Here is a 24365-nt window from a genome sequence, read left to right on the forward strand (position 1 = left end):
GCGGATGTTGAACACCGGTTCTCGTGCCTACGTGGCGGCTACGAGGCTGCACGTTCCCCGGATACTGCCCACGTTCGTCAGCCGGGCCCGGTTGGTCGAGGATGCCGTCGGGCAGTGCCGGTTCACCTTGGTCTGCGCCCCGGCGGGATACGGGAAGAGCATGCTCGTGGCCGACTGGGCCACCCGTGCCGCCGCCCGCGGCGAGCCGGTGGCCTGGTTGTCGCTGCACGAGCAGGACGACAGGCCGTACGAGTTCTGGTCGGCGCTGATCGAGGCCCTGGTCCTGGCCGGACTGCCCGGAAGGACCGAGCAGCTCGACGGGTTGACCCCGCCCGCGCAGGGGACCGAGCCGAGGTTCGTCACGAAGGTGGTCGAGTCACTCCTGGTCGCCGGTGTGCGCTGGATCGTGCTGGACGACGTACATCTGCTCCACGACGCCGAGGTCCTGCGCGGGCTCGACATCCTCCTCGCCGAGCTGCCGCTCGAGGTGGGGCTGGTGATGGCGTGCCGGTCCGAACCGTCGCTCACGCTCCACCGGCTGCGGCTCGACGGGTCCCTCTCGGACGTACGCGGCAAGGATCTCGCCTTCACCGACGTCGAGGCGCTGGAGCTGTTCGCGGCCGGCGGCCTCCCGATGACGGCCGACGCGATCTCGAATCTCGTCGGCCTGACCGAGGGCTGGGCGGCCGCCCTCCGAATGGCAGTGGTCGCGGCCATGGTCGGCGAGGACCCTGGCGCGGTCGTCGCGTCCTTCGATGGCGACGTCCGTACGGTGATCGAGTACGTCCTGACCGAGGTCGTCCACCGGCTCGACCCGGAGCTGGTCGAGTTCCTCTACGCGACCTGCGCGCCCCACCATCTGTCCATCGACCTGGCTGCCCACCTCTCCGGCAGGCCGGACGCCGGCGCTCTGCTCGACCGGCTGTGCGCGGCGAACGCTCTCGTCAGCCAGTCGGGCGACTCGGCGTGGTACCGCTACCACGCCTTGCTGCGGAGCTGCCTGCTCGCCGCTCTGGCCCGACGCGACGTCGAGGCGCCGGCACGCCAGCACCGGGCCACCGCTGTCTGGCTCGACACGCACGGCGAACGCGCGACCGCGCTGCGGCATGCGGCGCGGGGCGGGGACCAGGACCTGCTCGTCGGCATGCTCCGCGCGAACGGGCTCCAGATGGTCCTGTCCGGCCGCGGCGATCTCGTGCGCGAGGCCATCACATCCCGCGATTCGCCGATCACTGACCATCGGGTCGCGGTCATCGCCGCCCTGGCGGCGCTGGACGTGAACGACCTCCCTGCGGCCGACGAAGCGCTGAGTGCGGCGTCGGTCGACGATCCGCCGTCCGACCCGACGTACGCAGCGATGTTCGCCGCGGCTGTCGTCCAGCGGGCCCTCGCCGGGGGCGACGTCGTCGCGGCGCTGCAGGACAGCGCGATCCTCGACATCGCCACGACGGGAGACAGCGACGTCAACCTGGTCCTCCTCTCCCAGCGCGGGCCCGCCCGGATGCGCGCCGGCGACTACCTCGGAGCCATCGACGACCTCGAGCAGGCGCTGGCGTTGGCCCGAAGCCGTCGCTACGACCAGGTCGTGCTCGAGACCATGTCACAGCTGTCCGGGATGGCAAGCGCCATGTGCGACTTCCACGCCGCCCTTGACTGGTCCGACCAGGCCATCGCGTTCGCCACCCAGCACGGATGGCGGGACTCGCCGAGGCTCGCCCCCTCCTACCTGGTGGCCGCGTGGACCGCCTTCCTGACCGGGGAGGGCAAGGCACAGCTCGAGTATGCCGAGCTCGGCGTGCGAGCGCTGGACGGGGTGAACAACGCCGAGGTCGGGCTCGGCATACGCGGGATGCACGCCCTGGCGACCTACGAGGCCACGGCCGGGACGGACCGCGCCGCTGCTGTCGAGACCTTTCGGCGGATCTGGCAGCTCGACGCCGCCCACCACGTCTCTCCTGCCGCGACCGCCGCCGCCACGCCCCACGAGATCAGGATGGCCCTGGCCATCGGCAACGAGAGCTGGGCTCTGGAGATCGCGGCCCGTGTGCGCGACCAGATGCCGGGAAGCGCAGAGTGCGCGATCCCCGGCGCGCAGATACTCGCCGCCGCCGGACGGACCCGCGACGCGCTGACCGAGCTCGAGCCGGTCCTCGACGGGACCCGCCCGGCACACCTACCGACGACCGTCGTCTACGCGCAGGTGCTGGCTGCGGCCCTGGAGTCGTCCCTGGGCAATGACGTCCGCGCGTTCGACGTACTCAGGAAGGCGCTCGAGTGGGCGGTCCCCAACGGCTTCCGCCGGCCGTTCATCGACGCGTGGCCACATCTGGAGCCGCTGCTGTCGAGGAACCGCTCACGGTTCGGCCCGGCCGAGGGCTTCGTCGCGGCCCTGCTCGCCCATCACGCCGAGCAGGTGGACCGCGCCACGGGGGTGATCGACTCACTGCTGAGCGCACGCGAGGTCGACGTGCTCCACGACCTCCCCTCGCGGCTGACGATCCCCGAGATCGCGGCCGCCGAAGGGGTCAGCGAGAACACCGTGAAGACCCACGTACGCTCGATCTACCAGAAGCTCGGGGTCAACACCCGCTCGGCAGCGGTGCGCGAGGCACGGGACCGCGGGCTGATCTGACACCGCCCCGTCCGCGAGACGTCACCGGACCTCGGGGAGCACCGCGCTCCGTGAGACCGTCGACACCAGCGAGCCGATGGCGATCCCGATCACCAGGTTGATCAGCATGGTGACGAGCTTGGTGTCCAGTCCCGCGTCGGAGGTGAACGGCCACAGCGCCGCGATGACGGTGGCCAGGCCGACGATCCAGCCGAAGAAGGTGCGCGGCTGCGGTGTGGTCAGAAGGAGGATGTGGGCGACGGCCGTGGCCAGCAACCCGGCGATCGCTGCCCAGACGGCGTACCACCATGTCGAGGCGTCTCCCCAGACCCCGTCGCCCTCGGGGGCGAGGATGGGTACGTCGAAGATGCCACGGGCGATCACGATGCCGGCGACCGCGAGCAGCGCGGCCACGACCGCAGCGGCGGCACCGCCGGCCCAGAGCCGGCCGGCGTTGACCGTGGGCTGCAGTCGTCGGGTGGGAGGTTGGTTCATCGCCATGATCAGTCTCCGTCGTCGGTCGGTTCTGTGGTCTCGGCGCGGAGGATGTCCTTGAGCTCCTCGGCGACCGCGTCGTCCAGCTCGGCGTAGACGAGCGTCGGGTTTCCGTGCTTCATGGCCGCGGCGACCGCGTCCGGGTCCCCGTCGCTGCTCAGTACGACGAGTGCGGACTTGCCCGGCCCGAGGTGGCCGGTGACCTCGGTGAGCAGCTCGTCACCGATGCCGGCCTGTCTCAGACGTTGAACCGCGGCCGCGGACGCCGCCCCCACAACGGCGCCCGCGACCGGGTTGAACACGAGGATCCCGAGAAGACCTCCGAGCAACGAGCCCTTGGCGGCGGCGCCCGTCGTACGGTGGCGAAGATGGCCGATCTGTGGCTCCTCCGCCCCCGGGAACCAGGTGAGCGTAATGGCGTCATGGACCGTGAGCGCACCACGCTCCTGCAGGTCCTGGAGCCAGACCTCGGCGTCTGAAGCGCCCATGATCCGGTCGTAGACCCACGCGGTCAGGCTGGCCATGACGTCACTCGGCGAAGACCTCGCGCAGCGCGTTCTCCTGCTCACTGCTGAGGTTGGTGAAGATCAGCTCGCCCTCGTGGCCCTTCATCGCTGCGTGCACCTTGTCGACCACCGCGTCGGAGGTCATCAGGAACAGTGCCGAGGTGCCGGGGGTGACCTGGTCGCGGACCTTGTTGATGAAGGCGTCGTCGATGCCCACGTCGGTCAGCGATCCGGTCAGGGCGCCGGTCGCCGCGCCCACCGCTGCGCCCAGCAGCGGGACGAAGAAGATGAGTCCGAAGAGCATGCCCCAGAACGTGCCGCTCATCGCGCCCATGGCCTTGGTGCTGGTCAGCTGCTTGGTCTTCGGCTTCTTCTTGCCGACCTCCCAGTGCACGGTCGCGGCATCCTCGAGGATGATCAGGTCCTGCCTGACCAGCTCCTCGAGGTTCTTCACAGCTTGGTCTGCGCCTTCGGTCGTGTCGTACTTCCATACCGTCAGGGTCGCCATCGCTTGTCCCTTGCTGTCGTCGTCTGTGCTCGACGCCGACGATTCCGGCACGGCCGGCGTCCAGCATCACCCGAATTCGGTGAACCACCGTGCTGAAGTGATTCGTAGCGTGCAGTACGTGAGCAGTCGAGGAAGACCATGACGAGGGTCCTGATCAGGGTGAACGGTGAACTCTCCCGTGAGCTCCAGAAGGCGTTCCCGCAGCTGGCCGTCCAGGCGCATCACGAGCAGTCGACGCTCACCGGCGAGGTCCCCGACCAGGAGGCGCTGCAGGGTGTCCTGCACGCGCTGCGTGCCGATGACATCGACGTCATCGAGGTCGTCACGATCCCCGACTGACAGAAATCCCCGCCGAGCCGGCTCGTCTTGACGAGCCGACTCGGCGGGGATCGCGGTCAGGATGAGCCGACTCGGCGGTTCAGTCGAAGATCGTCTCCCAGTCGCGGGCCATGCTGATCACGGTCCAGCCGAGCCGGGCACCGACGTCGGTGATCGGCTCGGGCTCGGCGAAGGTCTGCGCGGTGCTGACGTAGGAGAACTCGCGCTCGGCGTCGTCGTGGTCGACGAGCAACGGAAGCGTCGGGCCATCGCCGGCCGCGGCCCACTCCAGCATCTCCCGGTCGCCGCCGGAGTTGCCGGCGGCGAGGATCGGACGACGTCCCAGCTGGGTCTGGATGTTCGACACCTTGGCGGTGCCCTCGTTGGCGGCACCGAGCAGGCGTCCCGAGCGGCTCAGGCGCGGCGGGTCCGGGGCGTAGTCGTACTCGATGAGCGTGCCCACCACCGCCTCGGGCGGCACTCCGTAGAGCTCCTGGCTGATGGCGCGGACGAACTCGGTCCCTCCCCCGGTCACGACGCTCACCGAGAACTCGCGCCGCCGCAGCTCCGCGATGAGCTCGAGCATCGGTACGTAGGTGCAGGCCCGATGCGGCCGCCGGAGGGTCTGGTGGTCGGCGCGGGCCAGGAACTCGCGGGTCCGCGCGGTGAAGTCCTGGGGCGAGAGGCCTACGAACAGCCCGGTGAGAGCCATCGCGATCCGCTCCAGCCCGATGTCGCCGATCGCCTGCTGGTCACCCGAGAGCAGGGCCGCGAACTCGGCCTGCTCCTTCACCGACGGGTCGGCCGCCGCGCTGGCGCGCAGCGCGTCGAGGAAGAAGTCGAACTGGACGTAGGTGGGACGCTCGCACCACAGGGTGCCGTCGTTGTCGAAGCAGGCCATCCGGTCGGCCACCGGCACCTCCTCGGCCGCCTCGAGGAAGGCTATGACGGCGTCGCGGGTGGCACCCGGACGCCAGGACGGCAGCAGTTGGTCGTTCACGGTGTCTCCTTCGGTTGCTGGGTCCCGGGGCGGCGTACGCAGCGGAAGCCCTGGTGGCTGGTGCCGGTGTCGATCATCTGCGGCCGCCGTGCCGCGGGCCGGTAGCGCAGGCAGTACGTATCGGCGCACAGGTGCGAGCCGCCCTTGATCACCTTGCGCGCGACCCGGAACTGCGGCTGTGCGGGGTCGTAGCTCTGCTCCCGGTCACCGCCACGCGGGTTGGTCGGCAGGCAGCACGGCTTGTCGACCTCCGCTGGGTGGCGTTCGCTCCACCAGTCGTCGGTCCACTCCCAGACGTTGCCAGCCATGTCGAATAGGCCGTAGCCGTTGGCAGGGAAGCTGCCGACCGGCGCGGTCCGCAGGAACCCGCTCTCGCCGCTGCTGCGCCAGGGGAAGTCCGGGCCGTCCCACGTGTTGGCCATGATCCTGCCGCCCGGGCGCGGCTCCTCGCCCCAGGTGTACGTCGCGCCCTCGAGGCCGCCACGGGCGGCGTACTCCCACTCCGCCTCCGTCGGCAGGGACGCGCCGGCCCACGCGGCGTACGCCGTGGCGTCCTCATGGGCGACATGGACGACCGGATGGTCGAGCCGCTTGTCGATCGAGCTCTTCGGTCCGTTCGGGTGCTTCCAGCAGGCACCGGGCTTCCATCGCCACCACTGGCTGAGGTGGCGGAGGTCGACGGGGCCGCGAGTGGGGACGAAGACCATGGAGCCCGGCTGGAGGTTCTCGGCCGGGGCGTCGGGGTAATCGGCCGGGTCGAGCTCCCGCTCGGCGACGGTGACGTAACCGGTGGCGTCGACGAAGGCGGCGAACTGCTCGTTGGTCACTGCCACCACGTCGATCGCGAAGGCATCGACCCGCACCCGGTGGGTCGGCGCCTCCTCGGGATAGTGGTCGTCCGACCCCATGGTGAAGACGCCACCCGGCAGGCTGACCTGCATCTCAGCTGCTCGGCATGCCGGCCTCGAGCTTCGCCAGCACTTTGTCGACGCTGAAGCTGGGCGGTTCCTGCCGACGCGGGAACTCGGCCAGTGAGCTCACCATCTGGGCGACGTACATCTGGGCCGGAACCGCGAGCCAGGCATGGTCGAGGACCCAGTCGTAGTAGGTGTTGGAGGTGATGTCGGCTCGCTCGTAGGGATCTGTGCGGAGGTTGAAGAACTTCGGCACGCGTAGCTGGACGTACGGCTCCGCCCAGACCCGCAACGTGCCGGGGGCACGCTGCTCGAGGAAGACCAGCTTCCAGTGGTCGAAGCGCAACGCGGTCAGGTCACCGTCGTCGGACACGTAGAAGAAGTGCTGGCGCGGGCTGGTGTCGGTGGCACCGGTGATGTAGTCGAGCTGGTTGTGCCCGTCGAGATGGACCCGGTACGTCGTGCCGGCGAGCTCGGTGCCCGCCTTCAGCCGGTCGGCGATGTCGGGGTCGCCCGCCGCGGCGAGCAGGGTCACGAACCAGTCGTTGTGGCTGACGATGCCGTTCAGGACCGTGCCGGCCGGGATGTGCCCGGGCCAGCGGACCATCGCCGGCACCCGGTAGGCGCCCTCCCAGTTGGAGTTCTTCTCGTTGCGGAACGGCGTCATGCCGGCGTCCGGCCAGCTGTTCATGTGCGGGCCGTTGTCCGTGGAGTACATGACGATCGTGTTGTCGGCGAGGCCGTTCTCGTCGAGGTAGTCGAGCACCGAGCCGACCAGCTCGTCGTGGTCGAGCATCGTGTCGTGGTACTCCGACTGCCAGCGGCCGGCCTTGCCGCGGCTGCCGTCCTTGATGTGCGTACGGAAGTGCATGTGGGTGGTGTTGAGCCACACGAAGAACGGGGTGTCGTTCGCCTGGGCTTCGCCCATGAACCGCAGGGCCTCCGGGACGACCTCGTCGTCGATGGTCTTCATCCGCTCCTTCGTGAGCGGACCGGTGTCCTCGATGCGCTGCCCGCCGTTGCCGTCGGCCCAGGTGTGGATCACGCCACGGGGGCCGAACCGCTTGCGGAAGTTCGGGAACTCCTCGTCGGTCGGGTAGTCGGGCAGCTCCGGCTCCTCCTCGGCGTTGAGGTGGTAGAGGTTGCCGAAGAACTCGTCGAACCCGTGCATGGTCGGCAAGAACTCGTCGCGGTCGCCGAAATGGTTCTTGCCGAACTGGCCGGTGGCGTAGCCGAGCTCCTTGAGCGCCGTGGCGATGGTCGGGTCCTCTGCGCGCAGGCCGATGTCGGCGCCAGGGAAGCCGACCTTGGTCAGCCCGGTGCGATAGGGGTTCTGGCCGGTGATGAACGCAGCGCGACCCGCCGTACAGCTCTGCTCCCCGTAGTAGTCGGTGAAGCGGACGCCCTCCTCGGCCACCCGGTCGATGTTCGGAGTGCGGTAGCCCATCAGCCCGTCGCTGTAGCAGCTCAGGTTGCTGATGCCGATGTCGTCGCCCCAGATGATCAGGATGTTGGGCTTGTCAGCCATGAAGAGCCTCCTCGTGGGTTTGTCACGACGCTAGGCAAGGCTTCACGCGGACGACCTCCCCCGACTCGGGTGACCTCCCGGGCGAGCGGAGACGATGAGGTGGGCCCCGTGAAGACGTGGCTCGCCCCGACGATGCACGGCTACCGCCGTCCGTGGCTGCGCGGTGACGTGCTCGCCGGGCTCGCGACGGGGACGGTCGTGATCCCCCAGGCCATGGCGTACGCCACGATCGCGGGAATGCCTGCCAGCGTCGGGCTCTACACGTGCTTGCTGCCGATGGCGGCGTACGCCCTGCTCGGTGGCTCACGCGCGCTGAGCGTCTCGACGACGTCGACCATATCCGTCCTGGTGGCCAGCTCGCTGGCCACCCTCCCGGAGCGTGACCCGGACGAGCTCATGCGGGCCGCCTTCACGCTGACCTTCCTCGTGGGCGTCTGTCTGCTGATCATGCGGCTGGCCCGGCTGGGCGCGCTGACCGAGAGCGTCTCCCCCGCCACCATGACCGGGATCCGGCTCGGCGTGGGGCTCACTGTCGTCGCCAGCCAGCTGCCGACTCTGCTCGGCCTGTCGGCGGACCCGGAGGCGGAAGGCTTCCTCGAGGAGCTGGTCGCGGTCGGCCGCCAGCTTCCCGAGCTCTCGGCGGTGACCGCGGCGGTCGGGATCACCGCGATCGTGGTGCTCCTGACGCTCCGGCGGGTGGCACCGGCCGTGCCGGGGCCGCTCGTCGTCGTCGCGGCAGGCATCGTGCTGGTGGCGCTCAGCGGCGTGGAGGATCGCGGGCTCGCCCTCATCGACCCGGTGCCGACCGGGCTGCCGTCGCTGAGCCTGCCGGTCGTCGACGATGTGATCGGGCTGCTCCCCGGCGCGATCGCCATCGCACTCATGTCGTTCCTGGAGACGGTGCTGGTGGCGCGGACCAACCGGCGTCGCCACGAGCCTGCCATCGGCGTGGGCCGCGAGCTGGTCGCCACCGGCATCGGCGCCCTGGCCGGTGGGCTCACCCAGTCGCTGCCTCCCGCAGGCGGATTCTCGCAGTCGGCGGTGAACCTTCGATCGGGCGCCCGCACCCAGCTCTCCGGGCTGGTCACGGTGGGTCTGTCGCTGCTCGTCGCGCTCGCGCTGGCGCCTCTGCTGGCCGACCTGCCCCAGACCATCCTCGCCGCCATGGTGCTGGTCGCGGTGGCCGGTCTGCTCGATCCACGCGAGCTTTGGACGTACGCCGCCATCGACCGGGCGGAGCTCTGGGTCGCTCTGGCCGTCGCGGCCGTCGGCCTGACCGGCGGGATGCTTCTCGGTGTCGCGGTCGGCGTCGGTCTCACGCTGCTGCTGGTCATCCGCGCGGTGAACCAGCCGCGGGTACGCCTTCTCGAGCGCCCCTCGGCTCCTGCTGGGGTGCTTCACCTTCTGCTCACCGGCGACCTCTACACCGGCAACGCCCAGGCGACCTACGACGCGGCGCTCGAGCTGGTGCAGGCCGCCGCACCCCGGACGGTCACCCTCGACATCTCCACCCTCACCCACGTCACCGTCCCGCTGCTCAACACCCTCCGCTCGCTGCGCGACGACCTCGCCTCCGACGAGACCGAGCTGGTGCTCCTGGACGTGCCCGATGATGTGCTGCCCGTCCTTCGTCGAGCACCGTGGTTCGTGGAGGCGGAGCAGGAAGGGTTCGTCGGGTGAGCGGGACCGTACGGCTGTTAAAGTGAAGGCGTGGGGCTGATCGAAGTGGACAAGATCTAGCCACCGGACTGCCGGTGGCTTCGCCCGTGCGGGGATTCCGCATCGGTGAACGATCACTTCTCGACGTACACGCGCGTCCGCCCTTCCCCGGGCGTCGACGCGTGTGGCTCTCCGGCACGTTCGCGTTTCTGTCGACACGTACCTGATTCCCGTCGCGCCCAGTCGGCGCTCGACGGAAGAGACGAGAGAACACAGCCATGTCCACTCCTTCTGCCATCACCCTGCGCGACCTGACCTTCGAGTGGCCCGACGGCACCGTCGCGCTCGAACGGGTCAACGGCACCTTCGGCACCGACCGGACCGGTCTGATCGGTCGCAACGGCGCCGGCAAGTCCACCCTGCTCCGCCTCATCGCCGGCGAGCTCACCCCGACGTCCGGCCACATCGACGCCGCGGGTGAGGTCGGCTACCTGCCGCAGACGCTCACGCTGCGGCAGGAGACGACGATCGCCGACCTGCTCGGCATCGACGGCATCCTCGCCGCGATCCGGGCGATCGAGGCCGGCGACGTCGACCAGCGACACTTCGATGCGATCGGCGACGACTGGGACATCGAGTCCCGTGCCGACGAGGCCCTCGACCAGATCGGCTTCTCCGCGGCCGACCTCGACCGTCGCGTCGCCGAGATCTCCGGCGGCGAGGGCATGTTGATCGCGATCACCGGCCTCCGCATCCGCCGGACCCCGATCACGCTGCTCGACGAGCCCACGAACAACCTCGACCGAGCCACCCGAGCCAAGCTCGCCGAGTTCGTCGACCAGTGGCCGGGGACGCTCGTGGTCGTCAGCCACGACCTCGAGCTGCTCGACCACATGGACAGCACCACCGAGCTGTTCGGCGGCACGCTGAGCACGTACGGCGGGCCGTACAGCGCCTGGAAGGAGCACCAGGAGCAGGAGCAGGCGGCCGCTCTTCAGGCCGCTCGGTCCGCTCAGCAGGCGCTCAAGGTCGAGAAACGGCAGCGCATCGAGGCCGAGACGAAGCTCGCCCGGCGTGAGCGGACCGCGAAGAAGACCCAGAAGGACGGCGGGATCCCGAAGATCCTGGCCGGCAACCGTGCCAGCAAGGCCCAGGCGTCCGCCGGCTCGCTCCGCTCGACGCTCGACGACAAGGTGAAGGCCGCCCAGGCCGCCGCCGACGCGGCCGGTGCTCGGGTACGCAACGAGGAGCACATCCACCTCACCCTCCCCGATCCAGGCGTGCCGCGCGGCCGCCGGATCGCGGAGCTGGAGGACGAGGGCCGGACCGTCGTGATCCAGGGACCGGAGCGGGTCGCGCTCGTCGGCGCGAACGGCTCCGGGAAGTCGACGCTTCTCGCGCATCTCGTGCAGGGATCCGAGCCTGTGGAAGGCCGCCCGCACGGCCGGCTCCTCACCGACCTGGTCGGTCTCCTCCCCCAGCGTCTCGACGGACTCGACGACGAGGCGACCGCGATGGAGAACGTACGCAGCGTGGCGCCGGAGCTGCCGCCCGGCACCGTCCGCAACCAGCTCGCCCGGCTCCTCCTGCGCGGCGACAGCGTGGACCGCCCGGTGCGTACGCTCTCGGGTGGCGAGCGCTTCCGCGTCTCCCTCGCCCGCCTCCTCCTGGCCGACCCGCCCGCGCAGCTGTTGATCCTCGACGAGCCGACCAACAACCTCGACATCACCAGCGTCGAGCAGCTCGCCGAGGCCCTCGACGCCTACCGCGGCGCCCTGCTCGTGGTCAGCCACGACTTCGGGTTCCTGGAGCGGATCGGCATCGACACCGTCATCGAGCTCGACGCGAATGGGCGAATGCATCAGCGCCGGGACCTGGACGGAGGCCGCTGACGGCCCGGCCTGGCCGATAACCGGATGACTCGAGGCCCGCCGAGACGGCACCCTCTGCCCATGACCCGTCGACTCGACCCGGATCCCGTCGCATCCGCTCAAGACCTGGTCCGCGAGCGTTTTCCTGGCGCAGAGCAGGCATGGCTCGGCGGGTCGGTGGTCATGGGCGGAGCGACGCCGATGTCGGACCTCGACATCACCGTGCTCGACGAGACGGCAACGGTCCACCGCGAGTCGCTGCGCCATCTGGGCTGGCCGGTGGAGCTCTTCGTGCACACCGAGGCGAGCATCCGCCACTTCGTCACCCGGGATCTGGCCGAGCGCAAGCCCACGATGGCGCGGCTCGTCGCGCGAGGCGTCCCTCTACTTCCCGGTGACGGCGGAGCGGCCGTACGTCGTTACTGCACGGACGTCCTCCAGACCGGGCCCGCTCCCCTGCCGACCGAGGCGATGGCGGGCCACCGCTATGCGTTGAGCGACCTCGTCGACGACCTGCAGGGCGCCGCTCCGGACCCGGAGGGCACCGCGATCGCTGTCGAGACGTGGCGGCGTACGGCCGAGCTGGTCCTTGACCTCAACGGCTGCTGGCGCGGCGGCGGGAAGTGGCTGATGCGCGAGCTCACCGCTCTCGACACCGCGGCCGGAACCACCTGGGCGCTCCGCCTCGACGCCGGTCTGGCCGCGGCCCTCGCCGGCGACACTGCGCCGCTCCGGGAGATCGCCGAGGGCTGCCTCACCCTGGCCGGTGGACGGCTCTGGGAGGGGTTCCACCAAGCCGCCCCGCTCGACGGTCACTGAGATGACAGCGAGGCGGGCTCAGATCACCGCACCGCGGTCGCTGCCGGCACGAGGAAGCGCGATGAAAACGACGATGCCCACCAACGTCCCGGCGGCAAGGCAGAGAAACACGACGCGGTACACATTCGCGTTGAACCAGTTGACCATCGTCACGCGATGATCCGACCCACGGATGACGCTGCGCTCGTCGCCCGTCAGGTAACGGTCGCACGAGTACCCGGTGAACCTCGTTGGCTGCCCGGCAGGCGTGTCCAGCGAGCGCCAGGTGATCTCATACTTCGGGTGACGTTCGACCTTCGGCTGCTTCGACCCTTGGACCTCGATGGTCGTGCACGCGTTGCTCTGGGCTTCGGGAAGAGTCGCCACCTCAACGACCTCGGCGCGCTCCACATCTTTGCCCCACGTCGCGTCAGCCCACGCAGGCAGGTACAGCGCGAGGAGCCCGGCCGCGACGACACCTCCCGCCCAGGCCGCTCGAGCACCGGGACGCCTGCTGTGCCGTCTCGTGCGCCGACGTCGCTTCTGCCAGCGGGTCATCTGCTCATCTCAGCAGATACTCGCGGACCTGGTAACGAAATATTTGCCGTGACCTCACGGCCCACGAGCGCAGCTCCACGTCAGCTGATAGAGACGAGCACGCCTATCTTGTCGATCCGGTGCTCAGGGTTGTCGAACTCGTCCGACCAGTAGTTGCCGGCCGCGTGGTCCTCGGGCGTGGCGCAGGTCGACAGTGTGATCATCGCGCGGGTGGGCTCCTGGCCGGGTTTGCCGGGGACGGCGGCGCGCTGCGCGCGCAGCGACGCCGCCGACCGGAACGACGTCTCCCGAGTGCCCGTGATGCGATAGACGTACGTCGCCTCCTCGGTCCGCACCCGGACCCGGTCGCCTCGTTCGAGCTCGGGCAGTCTGAGGAACGCCCGCGTCGAGGAGAGCCGGTGCGCGGTCACCTGGTAGTTGCCGATCCCGCCCGGCCCGGTGCCGCCGCGAGGACCGTACGGACTGGCCGCTACGCCGTTGTTCTGGATCTCGGTGCCCGGAGCGTCGTCGGTCCAGCCGCGGTAGGGCACGACCTCGAGGTCGGCGAGCCCGATCGCGGGGATGGACAGCTCGCCGGGCATCGGCCGGCCGTCGGAGGACAGGGGCGCGGGCTCGGTGGTGCTCGGTAACGTCGTCGGGGATGCGGTGGGGGATTTCGCGGCCGGCGGGGAGCTCGACGGTGCCGGCGGTGTGCTCTTCTCCGAGGGGGTCTCGTTGCCACACCCGCCGAGCACAAGCGCGCCGAGGACCGCGCCGACGACCCGGAACAATGCGATCTTCATAGGGCCGCCTCGCGCGAGGTGCTGGTTCCCGAGCCACGGTACGCCGACCCGCAAGGCCCGATCTGTCCGGACGCGGTCAGGAGCGCCGGTCAGAGCATCCGGGGCAGCCGCCAGATCCGGCCGCTGCTGCTGTCCACCAAGGCCGTACGAACCGCATGCAGCTCGAACGGAAGGACATCCGCGACGGCGTTGACAATCACCGGAAGCTGGTCCGCCGAGGCACGAGTGGCCACCGACACGTGCGGCAACCACAGACCTGGCCGGTAGTGCTTGTGCAGGTCTGCTCCGGACTCGAGGAGTGCTCGCGCGACACGGTCCTGCCGCGTCGCCACCGCGGCTGAGAACGAGGGCGCCAAGGCAACCCGGCCACGCGGAAAGATCAATGAGCCATGACTGGCGCACTGGAACGGCTCCCCCTCCGGAAGCCCGTCGAGCGTGTCGCGCACCGCACGGAGCTCCCACGTCCGCAGGACCGCGAACGAGAGGTGCGGGTGGTGATCGCCGTGGGTGTGGCTCGCCATGGTGCGTATTCCGGCCTCCTCCAACCGCGCCCAGAGCTCACGCACCAGCCGGTCGGACCGAGCATCGAAGAGCTGGCACACCGCAAGTGCCATGAGATCAGCTTGTCGCCACGTCAGATCAGAAGAGCCGGTAGAACCGCCAGAACCCGAACCCCTCGACCGGGAGAACCTCGAACCCGCTGAACCCCGCGGCCTCGCCGTAGCCCTGCAACGTCGAGGGCCGCATCACCGTCCCGGTCCCGACGCTCGGCGGCGACGAGAGCCCGTCCGGCAGACAGACCAAAAGACTGAACCCGTACATGAGCCGCTCCAGCTCATCGCCGTCCGGCGCGAAGCTGTCCGCCACGGCCTCGTCCATCACCACCATGGATCCGCCGGGCACGAGCGTCCTCCGCACCGCGCTGAGCACCTCGACCGGCCGAGGCATGTCGTGCACGCACTCGAAGGCGAAGGCCACGTCGACCGTCCCCTCGTCAAGAGTGGCCGCGTCCTGGCAGACGAACCTCACCCGGTCCTCGACCCCTGCCTCGCGTGCGTTCGCGACGGCCATGTCGACCGAAGGCTGGTCGATGTCGATCCCGAGCACGGTGGCATCGGGGTAGGCGCGCGCCAGCGAGATGCTCGACCATCCCCCACCACAGCCCACATCGAGAATCCGACATCCCTTCGTGGCGAGGACGTCGTGGACCTCGGGCACGCCTGCCAGCGCAGGCCCGAGCTGCTTCTCGTACCACGGCCGGTTCGCATCAGCCTGCGACTGCCGCGCATCATTCCCGAGCTCATCCCAGCTGACCCCACCACCGTTCCGGTACGCCTCCATCAGCTGCGGCAGCGCCGGCCCCACCGCCCCGAACATCCGGGCGATGGGCGCCAGATAGGCCAGGCTGCTCGTATCGGTCATCACCTCGGCGGTGCCTTCTGGGATCGCGAACCGCCGCTCATCAGGCTCGCCGTCAGCCTCGACCACCAACAGCCCCACCACCGCCTGCTGCTCGAGCCACTCCCGTGCGTACCGAACCTGTGTCCCCGTACGCCCCGCCAGCTCCACTGCACTCGCCGGCCCATCGCCCGCTAGCGACCGATACCACCCCAGCCGGTCCCCGATGAACACCGAGACAATCTCGACCGTGCCGAGGAGCGATCCGAAAAGCCGCTCAGCGACTTCATCCGTCGTCTGCTGCGATGCATCCATCTATCCACCATCGCCCCGGTCACGTTTCCCTCGGCAGCCCGGTTCGGCCCCTACTTGGTTTGAGGTACGCCCTCGACCTGATGCGATGTTTTTGCCATCCGGTGCGCCGTCCGCTAGCCGATAGTCAAGGCGCATGACGCCCAGCGACACGGGACCGACCGGCCGGGCCGTCATCATAAGTTCGCCGAGCGCGATGAAGCCGAGCGCGATGAACCTGAGATCAGTGGCACGCCGCTCCCCGAGAGCCTCTCTGCCATATTTCTTCAATCCCTCGGCGGGCGCGGGCGCGAGCGCGTCGAGCCTTCGGAATTCCCGCACTGGGGCCAGCGCCTCTCGATGGCAGGCACGGGTCGGGAACTCTAAACCTTGAGCAGGGAGACCGAAACGGTTCTGACCGTTGCGCTCACCGACCAGAGAGACCCAACACGCTCCGCAGGTATCCGCCCACGTCTAACGAGCCAGCCCTTCGCAATCGGAACTCTGCACTGACGAACTCTCGGCTACGTCGGTGACGACCAATCGGCGACAAACTTGACACGAACAGGCCTGCCGCCCTGGACCATCTGCAAAACTGTCGGACCGAGCCGTTAGGCTGTGTCCCACCTGGCCGGAGCGCTGCCAGGCTCCGGCACTCACAACCTAGTCCCAGCGATCTGGAGGAAATACGTGCGAGACCTCGGCCAAGTACCGTTGGCGGAGATGGCCCTCGATCCCGAGAATCCCCGGTTGCCTGAGTGGATCCAGGGGTCCGGTGAGGACGAATTGCTCGAATACATCTTCGAGAATGAAGTTCTCGACGAACTCGCCGCATCTCTTGTGGCAAACGGCTACTTCGATAATGAACCCGTCCTGGTACTTCCTCCAGACAGGGATGGACGACGCATCGTTGTCGAGGGAAATCGCCGCGTTTCCACCTTGAAGGTTCTTCTTCAAGAGGAAATTGCGGTCGCAGCCGATCTTGAGTTCCAACTCACAACTGCACCAACGGCCGACCGAATTCGTCAGCTCCGCAAAATTCCAGCATTCGAGGTCGAGAGCCGTGATGAACTCGGAGCTTACCTGGGATTTCGCCACATCGGCGGCCTGCGCCAATGGTCCGCGGAAGCCAAGTCTCGCTGGATCCACAAAAGCGTCCTCGCGACCGCGGCATCGGGGAGTGGAGATCCGTTTTACGACGTGGGCCGTATCGTCGGAAGCAATGCCCGCGGCGTCAGAACCGCGTACCTTACTCGCGAACTCCTCCGGCGGGCAAGAGTCGATCACGACATTAAGACGGCCTATGTGGAAACCCAGAGGTATAGCGTCTGGGGACTCTTGGTCGGAAACCCCCGCATCCGAGACTACATCCATTTGGACCAGTCGGCTCGCGACTACAACCAAGTTAGCGGAGCACTCGAAGAAGTCGACTATGGCCGAGTCGAAGAAATCGTATCTGACCTCACTCCTCCGCAAGGTCGAAGGATCTCTTTACTCGCCGATAGCCGAGACTCGTCGCAGTACGCCGAGATCCTTTCTAACGAACGGGCGCACGCAGTACTTCGAGAGTACGAGGACTTCCAACTGGCGGTGTCGGTCCTAGAACAGGGCGCCCTCGCCGACCGTCTAAGAGACAGCGCGCGCGCGTTGCGCGAGATTCTTATAGACGCTGGACGAGTCGACGTCGACGAGAGGGCGACAGAAGCGGCAAGTGAAGTCTTCGAACTCGCGCGAAGCATTCGGGCGGTCCTCGCAGACAGGCACACCAACCCATGAGTGGCCCGATCGAACCGAACATTCACGCATACGGAACCTACGCCCGGGTCGAGGCTCTTGCAGATTGGCTTGAGATTGCCGCTCTTGCTGGACGTCGGGTAACGAGCGCGCAACTCGAAGATATGATCGCTGACAATGGCTGGACACGCCTCTCTCCCCGGCAGTTCCTTCTCCCGACTAACCAAGAAGACGACGCAACACCCGAGGCTTGGGTCGAGGCGGTTCGCGAAACCCTTCTTAGACGACAGGAGATTCTTGGGGAACGGTGGCCGTATGAATTCCGCGGAAGTTGGAGAGTCACATCAACTGCCTCTGATCCTGTCGTTCCGTACAACGCGCTACTCGCACTTACGGTGGCTCACAGTTGGGAAATTGACGTGCCGAGCGCACCAGAAGTTGTCTTGGAGCACACAATCTTACGCGCCCTGAACGATCTAGGAATTTCAGCCGTCGGCCTTGGCACGGCTTCAGGGAGCGGCAACTTTATCGCGAGCGGGAAGGCCGCCGCGACCGAACTCGGATTGAAGTTCTATCCTAGCGCCGCGCCGATGCGTGCGCATGCAAAGGATGAGGGTGTCGACACCGTTGCGCATCTAGGCTGGGCTGGCGACACTCGCGCCGCTGGCCAGTGGCTGTTTCTGGGTCAAGTTACGACCGCGCGTAGCAACGAATGGTACAAGAAGATCATGGAACCCAGGCCCCAATTCTGGGCCGAAAGATTCCAGCAGCCGTTGCATGCCGCCCGATTCTTGGCTGTGCCTCATCACGTCGCTTCAGACTACCTTAGATATCTGGTTAGCCCGGAGACCGGTCTCGTGATTGATCGACTCCGCCTTGCTCTTTCACTTGCGAGCGTGTCGGATTCTGAGCGCAAGATCCTAGAAGCAGTTATGGCCGCTGGCGTTTCGGATGGTCGCGCCGCTGCCTAGTCACCTCAGTAACCTCGTCCGGAGCTGCTTCAGCCAGAATTTCCCAACACAGCAGGCCTCCTTGTCTGCTCGTAGCGGCGACCGGCGACAGTGGCTGCCTCAAACTCACGTATTCGCGACGTTCCAGAGTCAGGTGATCCACCGCGTGGCCTGACAGCCGCGGTAGCTCGATCGCAGGGAGCACCTCCAGGTCGTCACCCAGACCCTGACCGTGGCACGAACACAAGCCATGGCGACTCATGTGCTGAGGCAATCGCACCCGTTACCGCCATGACGTTGGCCGCCGGGATCAACACCCGATCGAAACCGCACTACCAACCCGGAATTCAACCAATGACGGAGTCGGTCGTGATGCCGCTTATCGACAAGACCTGGGAACAATTACTTCCAGGGCGAACGCCAGCACCGCGCAACGGAAGTCTCCTACCTGGAGGTCTGATAACAAGCGTCCCTAGTGCAGCGGCGTCATGCGCCACGCCTTGCTGGCCGCACTTGTTCCACAATGCGTTGGCAGACGATCTGAGGGTCCTCATGCTCCCAGGCTCGGATCACGGTCCAGCCAGCAGCTTTCAGCAACGTGTTCGTCTCGACATCCCGCTGTACGTTGCGCGCAATCTTCGAACTCCAATAGTCCGCGTTGGTCCGTGCTTGGGTGCCGTGCTCGGGGCAGCCGTGCCAATAGCACCCGTCAATCATGACAGCGACCTTCGCGCGAGTGAACACGAGGTCCGCCCTTCGGTTCAGGTCCGGGACGGGTCTTGTATCGACCCTGTAGCGAAGGCCTAGAGCGTGTACAAGGCTCCGGATCGCCAACTCTGGCTTGGTGTCACGGCGTCGATTACCCCTCATCGTTGCCTCGGCTGCGGGAGAGGACGCCCATGACACGTACTTGCCACTCATCGCACGGACCGCCTTAACCCGTCGATGCCACGAGGCGTCCAGCCGCGTACCTCCTGTTCCGTGTGCCCGAACCTCATTGCTTCATTCTAGAGCTTCAGCCGGTAGCCCGTGATCACCCTTGCCGCGGAGGCGAGGCGGACCCGGGTCAGCAGGTGCAGTTTGAACGCGGCTGGCGACAGCACGTTGGTCACTGCGACAACCACGAAGCGCTCGTCCGTTTCAACCCGCCAGGACTCCTTCGGCGTGAGGTTGAAGGCCAATACTGTGCTCATGATCCCCTTAACCTCTACGTGGAGTTCACGCTCTCCGCTGACGAAGAGGAGGTCGTAACCCGCTCCGTCCTTCTGACGGTCTCGTCGCAACGCCCAACCAGCGGCCTCAAGTGCACGGACAGTTAACTTTATCGCTCGCTCCTCAGCGGCCTTGGCCTTCTTCCGGTCGCGCGGCGTCGGTGGTAGATCATCGGTGGATACCGCCCCAGTTCCATCGCCCTCTGTATAGACCGGCAGAGTGGCGGGGCAAACCTCGACTGTACAGGTAGGGAGTGGCTCTGGAACGTCGATCCGAACATCCATAGCCGAGAAGGATTCATCGGACGCAATGCGTTGTGCCACTACGTCACCGCCCGGGTCCGTTTGCTTCTCCGCAGCATCAGCAAGACGCGAATGTCCCGTGACGATCAATAGTTGGTGGTAGGTCGCATACGTGATCTCAGTGACAGAGCTCAGGCGACCGGCCCATCCAAGATCCTCGAGCAGGACGCCCTGACCGGTGAACCTGGCAAGGTCCACGAATTCGACACTCCATGGCCCGGACCACCCGGACGCGATGTAGGCGACCTCTCCGTGAGCCTCGAATCGGAGTCCCGCATCCTCGCGCCTGTAGAAGATCACCCGCGAACCTGGGCCGGCATCGTTCAGGCTGCCGTGACCACCTGCCGACTTGTCATAGCGGTAGCTGTCATCCAAGAGCGGCATCGGCCCGCAGTCGACCAGAAAGCAGCGTGGAACGCGAGTCACGGCCGCCAGGATGCGCGAGTAGGCACGATTCGTGACCGTCGAGCCGCCCGTCGCCGACGATTCGCTCGTATCCCAGAAGGGGTCGTAGGTCAGACCCAGGTCTTGGAGCGCACGCTCCGCCTTCCGGTAGGCGTCGGTCATGGTGGACTCGTCACCCGTGAGCGCCGTGTGGATACGATCTAGGAAAGTACTGTCGACCGACGAGCCCTTAGATTGCACAGGGCGAGCGATGCCGAGTTTGTCGGCAATGGCCTGTGCAAGCTCGAGCTTCGTGGGATTGCGGACCTTCTCGGCATTGATCAAACTCACGTGGCGAAGTCTGCCGGTACAAGCCATCACCTCGCTGGGAAACGCGTCGGCTCGACTGCTTGCCGTTGCGCCCCAACCAAGGATCTAACTCGCCTTCTCGCTGGGCCAACCGTGTCGGGCGACTCGGATACCCCGTCGGGCCTTGACAACGTTCATCATGAACTTGGGCTCTCGCGGCGCTCCCCGCTCACCGGCCCGCTTAGGAGCCTGCGGTGGCTGCTCCTGCACGCGCACCTCGCCACTCGCTATAGCCGCCGACAGCGCCGGCGCGTTAGGGATCCAGAACGCTTCGACGTGAAGCGGTGTGAAGGCGGCCTTGCGGATCCTGCTGTTGCCACTGTTCGACGGCGCCGGGGTCTTCCCACCACCCGCAGCCTTGAACTTGCGATGCCAGGTCACGAAGTCGCCCGTAGCGTCCATCTCAGCGACGCCGCTGACCGTGAGGAACCCGAGTCCCTGCTCTTGGACGCACTGCCATATGGCCTGCTCATCATTGAGCCACATTGCTCCCTTGTTGGTCTTGACATGACTCGGGAAGCGCTGGAGCTCGACGTGGACCTTGATGTCCCACACCCAGTTGAGGGAGTAATCGAAGACGGTGTTGCCGTACTTCACCCGTGGGCCTGGGATCTTAGGCTGGTAGGCCGCGGAAAGGACCTGCCTGGCACGTTGCTCCCCGAAGAAGCCCTGCCATTCGTTGTCGTTCGCGCCACGAAGGCTGTTGTCCGCGAGCCACTTGACCGACTTCCTGCCATCCCAGTAGTCGGGCAACCCCGCCTGGAGCGCAGCAGCCAATGCGTCACCTTCGGCCTCCGGTGTGGCGAGCATGTCGGAGACCACCGCACCCAGTCGGCCGAGGTTGCGCTCGGCGCCGGCGAGGATGGTGTTGAGGCCGGGGAGCTGGATCGTCTCGCCAGTGGAGGCACAGTCGTCTGTCCAGGGCACGTTGAGCACGCTCGCGAGGGACGCGCCAAGCCTGGTTTTGCTGCTCTTATCGATCCGTGAATCGCCCGGGAAGAGTCCGTCAGCGAGATTCGCGAAGACAGACTTGCGCTCCTTTGATCCTGGGCCGAGGGACTCTCGTGGCGCGTTTGTCAAAGCGGCGATGCGGGTAACGGCCTCGATTTTGGACTGGGCAGGCACGAAGGCAGCCCACTCGGGACCACTCAGCGCGACCGGTGCCTCATCCTTCAGGCGCCGCAGGGATCCTACGTAGAAAGCACGGGTGGCCCCTTCGAGCAGCGCGTTGTACCCGTCGAGAGTGACCATGTTCTTGAGTTCGAAGCGGTCATCCACCCAGGTGATGTCCAGACGCGACGCGATCACTTTGCCCATTGCCGCAGGGGTGCGGACGACATCGATGTCGAGTTCGAGCGAATCACGCAGAGCGACGAGGGCCCGCTTGCCCGCGCGGGTGCCACCTACGCTGGCGCTCGGGGCCCTGCCGGTCAACGCGTGTATGCGATCGAGCGCTTCGGGAAGTGACTCAGCAGGGACAAAGAACGGCTCATCAGGAACGGCGCGCACAGACGTACTAGATCAGATCCCGAATCCACTCGCTTCAGGATCCGCGGTCTCGATCGCACATTGTGACCATCAGAGTTCGTCAGTCTTGTGGTTTTTCTGATCGATGGCTGGGACGTGGTGCTCAAGGAACGCCTGAACCATCTCTGGAGTGGTCTTCGCCACATTTATGAGACGATTTCCGATCTCGTCTGCGACCAACAACTTCTCGTCGCGCTCGACATGGCGTCGGAAGATGTGCTGGACAGCTCCGACAGCGACTCCGTTGCCCATCTGCTTGTAGGTCGCCGCCTCCTTTTGATCTGGAAAAGCGAAGTGCTCAGGAAGACCTTGGAGCAGTGCGGTCTCTGCCGGGGACATGCGTCGCTTCCACGGTCCCACGATGGACGTCTGCGTGATGGCGACGAGTGCAGGGACGTACGTCGGCCGCTTCGCGCGAATTCCGGATGGTCGGAGGTGCATCACTGTGTCCCACAGTGTCTTTGTGTCCTGAGCCTGCCACTCCAGTTTTCGCCGACTGGCGGGGAACAAGCCCGTGAACACGCCCCAGCGGTGGGCCCACCGGAGGATTTCGTGCCAGCGGGCCTCCTCGCCGTTGTCACCAACCGCATCGAATGTGGCCCCGACTTCGGGCAATGGATCCTTCGGCCCTAGGCCGACCAGTGCCTTGAAGTTGTTGGCCATGTGGGAGATCTTCCACGCCGGGTAGTCCGCGTTGATACCCCTGAACGTGATGCGGGACGGCAACTTCTTGGCATCCAACTCATCGAGCGGCTCGTACTCGGAGTTCTCGCCCACCTTCGGTAGAAGGTGGCCTCGGCCAGTCCACGCCTCGATCTCTGGAGCCATCTCCCCCCAGGAGTCGGCCCAGTAGGGGAAGCCGCGGAGCGGCGCGAAGAGTTCCACGAAGTCGTTCCAGGCGCTGATCCAGAGCGTCTCGGCCGACGTGAGCCATACGCTGTCAACGACAGTCTCGGGGCGCTTCCAGTCGTCAAGTTTCCAACCATGCTCGGGATGACCTGGCTCCCAGACCTCCCCCGGCATCGCACCCTTGGACCGCGGGAACGGTTCACGCCTCATCGTCTCGACTGGGGCGGGCAACTCGTTGAGCTTGTCACGCTGCACGTGCCCTTCCTCGTCGAGGAGCGGCAGCACGTGGTCTGGGGCGTAGGTTGCCGTGATAAACACGCGTTCCCGCACCTGTGGTGTCCCACCGAGGTGAGGGGGCAGCAGATGGGGCGAGAACAGCGCCGGATCGTTCGAAACGTTGTACCCCGCTTGCCGAAGGAAGCGGATGATGACGTCGTACTCGTGCTCGTGTTTCGGCCCGATCAAGTTCCGCACATTCTCCAGAATCACGATCTTTGGGTGATGTGCCTCGATGATCGCCGCGATGTTGAAGAAGAGCGTTCCACGGGTCTCGTCCATCCCGCGCTGAGCACCGGACTTGCTGAACGGCTGGCATGGAAACCCTGCGCAGAGGATGTCGTGTTCAGGCACCCGGACCCGTGCGGTCTCCATATCGGGTGCGTCCTCGGTGATGTCACCCCAGACTCGCGGGGCGCCGTCGGGTCCACGCTGATCCCTACCATTCGGCTTGTGGCCCCAGTTCGCCTCGTAGACCTTCGCCGCCTTCTCGTCGATCTCGACTGCGTAGACGCACTCGGCCCCGAATGCCTTCAGGGCCGCATGGAACCCACCGATTCCAGCGAAGAGGTCGATGAAGCGGAGCGGCTCTGTCATGCGCGCAATCATAGGTGCCAGCACCCCCAATATCCGTGATCCACGCCGTCGCCGGTCGCCCACGTGTTCGAGGCCACACGCCGCCTTCAACAATCCAGGTCAGGGACCTACCTGTCACCGCAACTCTTGAGTGCTCCTGAGAGTTAGACAAGCGGCCGCCATCGGGCGTTCTCGTTGTTCGATCGCGAGCCGGGCCCAGCCACGACGTGGGGCGAGAAGCTCTGGACCGGTGAGTAAAGATTCGTTCGCGCCTGTTTAGACTGCGGCCAGCGCGGTAGGAGTAAGCGAGCACCCCACGATCTCGGAAGGACAGCTCCATGCAAGCCGAAGGCCAGACACGTCAGGCGATCCCGCCGGTCATGTACCTACCCGCATCACCCGGCGCCGGAGCCGACGGCGGCCCCGCCGAGATCGAGATGCGACGCCTGCTCGACGGCCGAGTCGCACTGCTCGCGTACACCGCGCTGGATCGCCTGGCCGAGTGCTGCGGATCCGAGCAGCCGTGGGTTCTCTACAAGACCGACCAGCTCGACGAGCTCAACAAGGTCAGCCCCTACGACGTCATCGTCATCGACCAGCCGCTGCCCGATGAGTTACGGCGAGATGTCCAGTGAGCAAGCTACGAATCGACCCTGGTGACGGCGAACAGATCGCGACCCTCCACAAGGACGCCGCCTCGGGCATCGAGAAGACCGCGTCGAGCTTGCCTGGATCGGTCGACGCGGGGATCGCCTCGGCTCTGATCAGTGACATCCTGGCGCAGCTGACCGAGCAGGCCGATCAGCTGTCGATCGCGAACGAATCCGTCGGGAACATGGTCAGCAGTGTGGTCAAGGACCTGGACCAGACCGACGAAGAGGCCGCTGGTCCGCTCCGGCGCCTCAAGTCCAGCCTCAGCCCCGGCGGCGAGCACCCGAGGAACAGATAG

General features: G+C 66.7%; 23 protein-coding genes. 9 read left to right on the forward strand and 14 right to left on the reverse strand.

What is annotated here, in order from left to right; translation table 11 throughout:
- Positions 1-31 precede the first annotated feature (31 nt).
- Positions 32-2632: a LuxR C-terminal-related transcriptional regulator gene (locus ACW14X_RS02415; protein WP_457164564.1), complete on the forward strand. Its 2601-nt coding sequence runs from the start codon at positions 32-34 to the stop codon at positions 2630-2632.
- Between the two features lie 21 nt (positions 2633-2653).
- On the opposite strand, the gene ACW14X_RS02420 is transcribed toward ACW14X_RS02415, so the two are convergent.
- Genes ACW14X_RS02420 through ACW14X_RS02430 form a run of 3 tightly spaced genes read right to left on the reverse strand, consistent with a single transcriptional unit; the run spans position 2654 to position 4120 of the window.
- Complete coding sequence (locus ACW14X_RS02420) at positions 2654-3106, reverse strand: DUF6069 family protein (protein ID WP_378819701.1); 453 nt, start codon at positions 3104-3106, stop codon at positions 2654-2656.
- An 8-nt stretch (positions 3107-3114) separates the two neighbouring features.
- Entirely contained in the window at positions 3115-3630 is a 516-nt protein-coding gene (locus tag ACW14X_RS02425; RefSeq protein WP_160023942.1) for a DUF1269 domain-containing protein, read from the reverse strand.
- Positions 3631-3634: 4 nt separating this feature from the next.
- Positions 3635-4120: a DUF1269 domain-containing protein gene (locus ACW14X_RS02430; protein ID WP_457164565.1), complete on the reverse strand. Its 486-nt coding sequence runs from the start codon at positions 4118-4120 to the stop codon at positions 3635-3637.
- Between the two features lie 138 nt (positions 4121-4258).
- Here ACW14X_RS02430 and ACW14X_RS02435 point away from each other — a divergent pair, with 138 nt between their 5' ends.
- Positions 4259-4459, forward strand: coding sequence for a hypothetical protein (locus ACW14X_RS02435; RefSeq protein ID WP_160023944.1), 201 nt, complete (start codon positions 4259-4261; stop codon positions 4457-4459).
- A gap of 79 nt (positions 4460-4538) precedes the next feature.
- Here the strand turns inward: ACW14X_RS02435 and ACW14X_RS02440 are convergent, their stop codons facing one another.
- The 3 genes from ACW14X_RS02440 to ACW14X_RS02450 are packed head-to-tail and all read right to left on the reverse strand — an operon-like array spanning position 4539 to position 7880.
- Positions 4539-5438: an HAD family hydrolase gene (locus tag ACW14X_RS02440; protein WP_457164566.1), complete on the reverse strand. Its 900-nt coding sequence runs from the start codon at positions 5436-5438 to the stop codon at positions 4539-4541.
- Entirely contained in the window at positions 5435-6379 is a 945-nt protein-coding gene (locus tag ACW14X_RS02445; RefSeq protein WP_457164567.1) for a formylglycine-generating enzyme family protein, read from the reverse strand. Before ACW14X_RS02445 ends, ACW14X_RS02440 begins: the two co-directional genes overlap by 4 nt.
- A gap of 1 nt (position 6380) precedes the next feature.
- Positions 6381-7880 carry an arylsulfatase gene (locus ACW14X_RS02450; RefSeq protein ID WP_457164568.1) on the reverse strand — a complete coding sequence of 500 codons (1500 nt, stop codon included), beginning with the start codon at positions 7878-7880 and terminating at the stop codon, positions 6381-6383.
- A gap of 108 nt (positions 7881-7988) precedes the next feature.
- Between ACW14X_RS02450 and ACW14X_RS02455 the strand changes: the two genes are divergently transcribed.
- The 3 genes from ACW14X_RS02455 (at position 7989) to ACW14X_RS02465 (ending at position 12229) form a co-directional block, all read left to right on the forward strand.
- A complete protein-coding gene (locus tag ACW14X_RS02455) occupies positions 7989-9560 on the forward strand; it encodes a SulP family inorganic anion transporter (protein ID WP_457164569.1) in 1572 nt (523 codons plus the stop codon).
- Positions 9561-9817: 257 nt separating this feature from the next.
- Entirely contained in the window at positions 9818-11431 is a 1614-nt protein-coding gene (locus ACW14X_RS02460) for an ABC-F family ATP-binding cassette domain-containing protein (protein WP_457164570.1), read from the forward strand.
- Positions 11432-11491: 60 nt separating this feature from the next.
- Positions 11492-12229 carry a nucleotidyltransferase domain-containing protein gene (locus ACW14X_RS02465; protein ID WP_457164571.1) on the forward strand — a complete coding sequence of 246 codons (738 nt, stop codon included), beginning with the start codon at positions 11492-11494 and terminating at the stop codon, positions 12227-12229.
- A gap of 18 nt (positions 12230-12247) precedes the next feature.
- On the opposite strand, the gene ACW14X_RS02470 is transcribed toward ACW14X_RS02465, so the two are convergent.
- The 4 genes from ACW14X_RS02470 to ACW14X_RS02485 form a co-directional block, all read right to left on the reverse strand.
- Positions 12248-12766, reverse strand: a complete 519-nt coding sequence (locus ACW14X_RS02470) for a hypothetical protein (protein WP_457164572.1) — start codon at positions 12764-12766, stop codon at positions 12248-12250.
- An 80-nt stretch (positions 12767-12846) separates the two neighbouring features.
- Positions 12847-13548 carry a class E sortase gene (locus tag ACW14X_RS02475; RefSeq protein ID WP_457164573.1) on the reverse strand — a complete coding sequence of 234 codons (702 nt, stop codon included), beginning with the start codon at positions 13546-13548 and terminating at the stop codon, positions 12847-12849.
- A gap of 89 nt (positions 13549-13637) precedes the next feature.
- Complete coding sequence (locus tag ACW14X_RS02480) at positions 13638-14162, reverse strand: 2'-5' RNA ligase family protein (protein ID WP_457164574.1); 525 nt, start codon at positions 14160-14162, stop codon at positions 13638-13640.
- A 25-nt stretch (positions 14163-14187) separates the two neighbouring features.
- Positions 14188-15261, reverse strand: a complete 1074-nt coding sequence (locus ACW14X_RS02485) for a class I SAM-dependent methyltransferase (protein ID WP_457164575.1) — start codon at positions 15259-15261, stop codon at positions 14188-14190.
- 699 nt (positions 15262-15960) lie between these two features.
- On the opposite strand from ACW14X_RS02485, the gene ACW14X_RS02490 reads away from it, so the two are divergent.
- Both ACW14X_RS02490 and ACW14X_RS02495 read left to right on the forward strand, forming a co-directional pair.
- The gene (locus ACW14X_RS02490; RefSeq protein WP_457164576.1) at positions 15961-17013 is read left to right on the forward strand and encodes a hypothetical protein; all 1053 of its coding nucleotides are present in this window, start codon (positions 15961-15963) and stop codon (positions 17011-17013) included.
- Complete coding sequence (locus tag ACW14X_RS02495) at positions 17010-17942, forward strand: hypothetical protein (protein WP_457164577.1); 933 nt, start codon at positions 17010-17012, stop codon at positions 17940-17942. Before ACW14X_RS02490 ends, ACW14X_RS02495 begins: the two co-directional genes overlap by 4 nt.
- Positions 17943-18407: 465 nt before the next feature.
- Here the strand turns inward: ACW14X_RS02495 and ACW14X_RS02500 are convergent, their stop codons facing one another.
- From ACW14X_RS02500 to dcm, 4 genes are all read right to left on the reverse strand, one after another.
- A complete protein-coding gene (locus ACW14X_RS02500) occupies positions 18408-18842 on the reverse strand; it encodes a very short patch repair endonuclease (RefSeq protein ID WP_457164578.1) in 435 nt (144 codons plus the stop codon).
- Between the two features lie 86 nt (positions 18843-18928).
- On the reverse strand, positions 18929-20170 hold the full coding sequence (locus ACW14X_RS02505; RefSeq protein WP_457164579.1) for a protein NO VEIN domain-containing protein: 1242 nt from the start codon (positions 20168-20170) through the stop codon (positions 18929-18931).
- 84 nt (positions 20171-20254) lie between these two features.
- Positions 20255-21697 carry a hypothetical protein gene (locus ACW14X_RS02510; RefSeq protein ID WP_457164580.1) on the reverse strand — a complete coding sequence of 481 codons (1443 nt, stop codon included), beginning with the start codon at positions 21695-21697 and terminating at the stop codon, positions 20255-20257.
- Positions 21698-21766: 69 nt separating this feature from the next.
- Complete coding sequence (gene dcm / locus ACW14X_RS02515) at positions 21767-23437, reverse strand: DNA (cytosine-5-)-methyltransferase (RefSeq protein ID WP_457164581.1); 1671 nt, start codon at positions 23435-23437, stop codon at positions 21767-21769.
- A 317-nt stretch (positions 23438-23754) separates the two neighbouring features.
- Here dcm and ACW14X_RS02520 point away from each other — a divergent pair, with 317 nt between their 5' ends.
- Together ACW14X_RS02520 and ACW14X_RS02525 are read left to right on the forward strand one after the other, a co-directional pair.
- Positions 23755-24051 (forward strand): SAV_915 family protein, encoded by a 297-nt coding sequence (locus tag ACW14X_RS02520; RefSeq protein ID WP_457164582.1) that lies wholly within the window; start codon positions 23755-23757, stop codon positions 24049-24051.
- Positions 24048-24365 (forward strand): hypothetical protein, encoded by a 318-nt coding sequence (locus tag ACW14X_RS02525; RefSeq protein ID WP_457164583.1) that lies wholly within the window; start codon positions 24048-24050, stop codon positions 24363-24365. Before ACW14X_RS02520 ends, ACW14X_RS02525 begins: the two co-directional genes overlap by 4 nt.

The sequence above is a fragment of the Nocardioides sp. YJ-D4 genome, from assembly GCF_054031495.1.

What these genes read in the sequence shown, in the direction of transcription:
- ACW14X_RS02420 (WP_378819701.1), bottom strand. Translation starts at nt 3,106, where the DNA reads ATGAACCAACCTCCCACCCGACGACTGCAGCCCACGGTCAACGCCGGC.
- ACW14X_RS02425 (WP_160023942.1), bottom strand. Translation starts at nt 3,630, where the DNA reads ATGGCCAGCCTGACCGCGTGGGTCTACGACCGGATCATGGGCGCTTCA.
- ACW14X_RS02430 (WP_457164565.1), bottom strand. Translation starts at nt 4,120, where the DNA reads ATGGCGACCCTGACGGTATGGAAGTACGACACGACCGAAGGCGCAGAC.
- ACW14X_RS02435 (WP_160023944.1), top strand. Translation starts at nt 4,259, where the DNA reads ATGACGAGGGTCCTGATCAGGGTGAACGGTGAACTCTCCCGTGAGCTC.
- ACW14X_RS02445 (WP_457164567.1), bottom strand. Translation starts at nt 6,379, where the DNA reads ATGCAGGTCAGCCTGCCGGGTGGCGTCTTCACCATGGGGTCGGACGAC.
- ACW14X_RS02450 (WP_457164568.1), bottom strand. Translation starts at nt 7,880, where the DNA reads ATGGCTGACAAGCCCAACATCCTGATCATCTGGGGCGACGACATCGGC.
- ACW14X_RS02460 (WP_457164570.1), top strand. Translation starts at nt 9,818, where the DNA reads ATGTCCACTCCTTCTGCCATCACCCTGCGCGACCTGACCTTCGAGTGG.
- ACW14X_RS02465 (WP_457164571.1), top strand. Translation starts at nt 11,492, where the DNA reads ATGACCCGTCGACTCGACCCGGATCCCGTCGCATCCGCTCAAGACCTG.
- ACW14X_RS02470 (WP_457164572.1), bottom strand. Translation starts at nt 12,766, where the DNA reads ATGACCCGCTGGCAGAAGCGACGTCGGCGCACGAGACGGCACAGCAGG.
- ACW14X_RS02475 (WP_457164573.1), bottom strand. Translation starts at nt 13,548, where the DNA reads ATGAAGATCGCATTGTTCCGGGTCGTCGGCGCGGTCCTCGGCGCGCTT.
- ACW14X_RS02480 (WP_457164574.1), bottom strand. Translation starts at nt 14,162, where the DNA reads ATGGCACTTGCGGTGTGCCAGCTCTTCGATGCTCGGTCCGACCGGCTG.
- ACW14X_RS02485 (WP_457164575.1), bottom strand. Translation starts at nt 15,261, where the DNA reads ATGGATGCATCGCAGCAGACGACGGATGAAGTCGCTGAGCGGCTTTTC.
- ACW14X_RS02490 (WP_457164576.1), top strand. Translation starts at nt 15,961, where the DNA reads ATGGCCCTCGATCCCGAGAATCCCCGGTTGCCTGAGTGGATCCAGGGG.
- ACW14X_RS02495 (WP_457164577.1), top strand. Translation starts at nt 17,010, where the DNA reads ATGAGTGGCCCGATCGAACCGAACATTCACGCATACGGAACCTACGCC.
- ACW14X_RS02500 (WP_457164578.1), bottom strand. Translation starts at nt 18,842, where the DNA reads ATGAGTGGCAAGTACGTGTCATGGGCGTCCTCTCCCGCAGCCGAGGCA.
- dcm (WP_457164581.1), bottom strand. Translation starts at nt 23,437, where the DNA reads ATGACAGAGCCGCTCCGCTTCATCGACCTCTTCGCTGGAATCGGTGGG.
- ACW14X_RS02520 (WP_457164582.1), top strand. Translation starts at nt 23,755, where the DNA reads ATGCAAGCCGAAGGCCAGACACGTCAGGCGATCCCGCCGGTCATGTAC.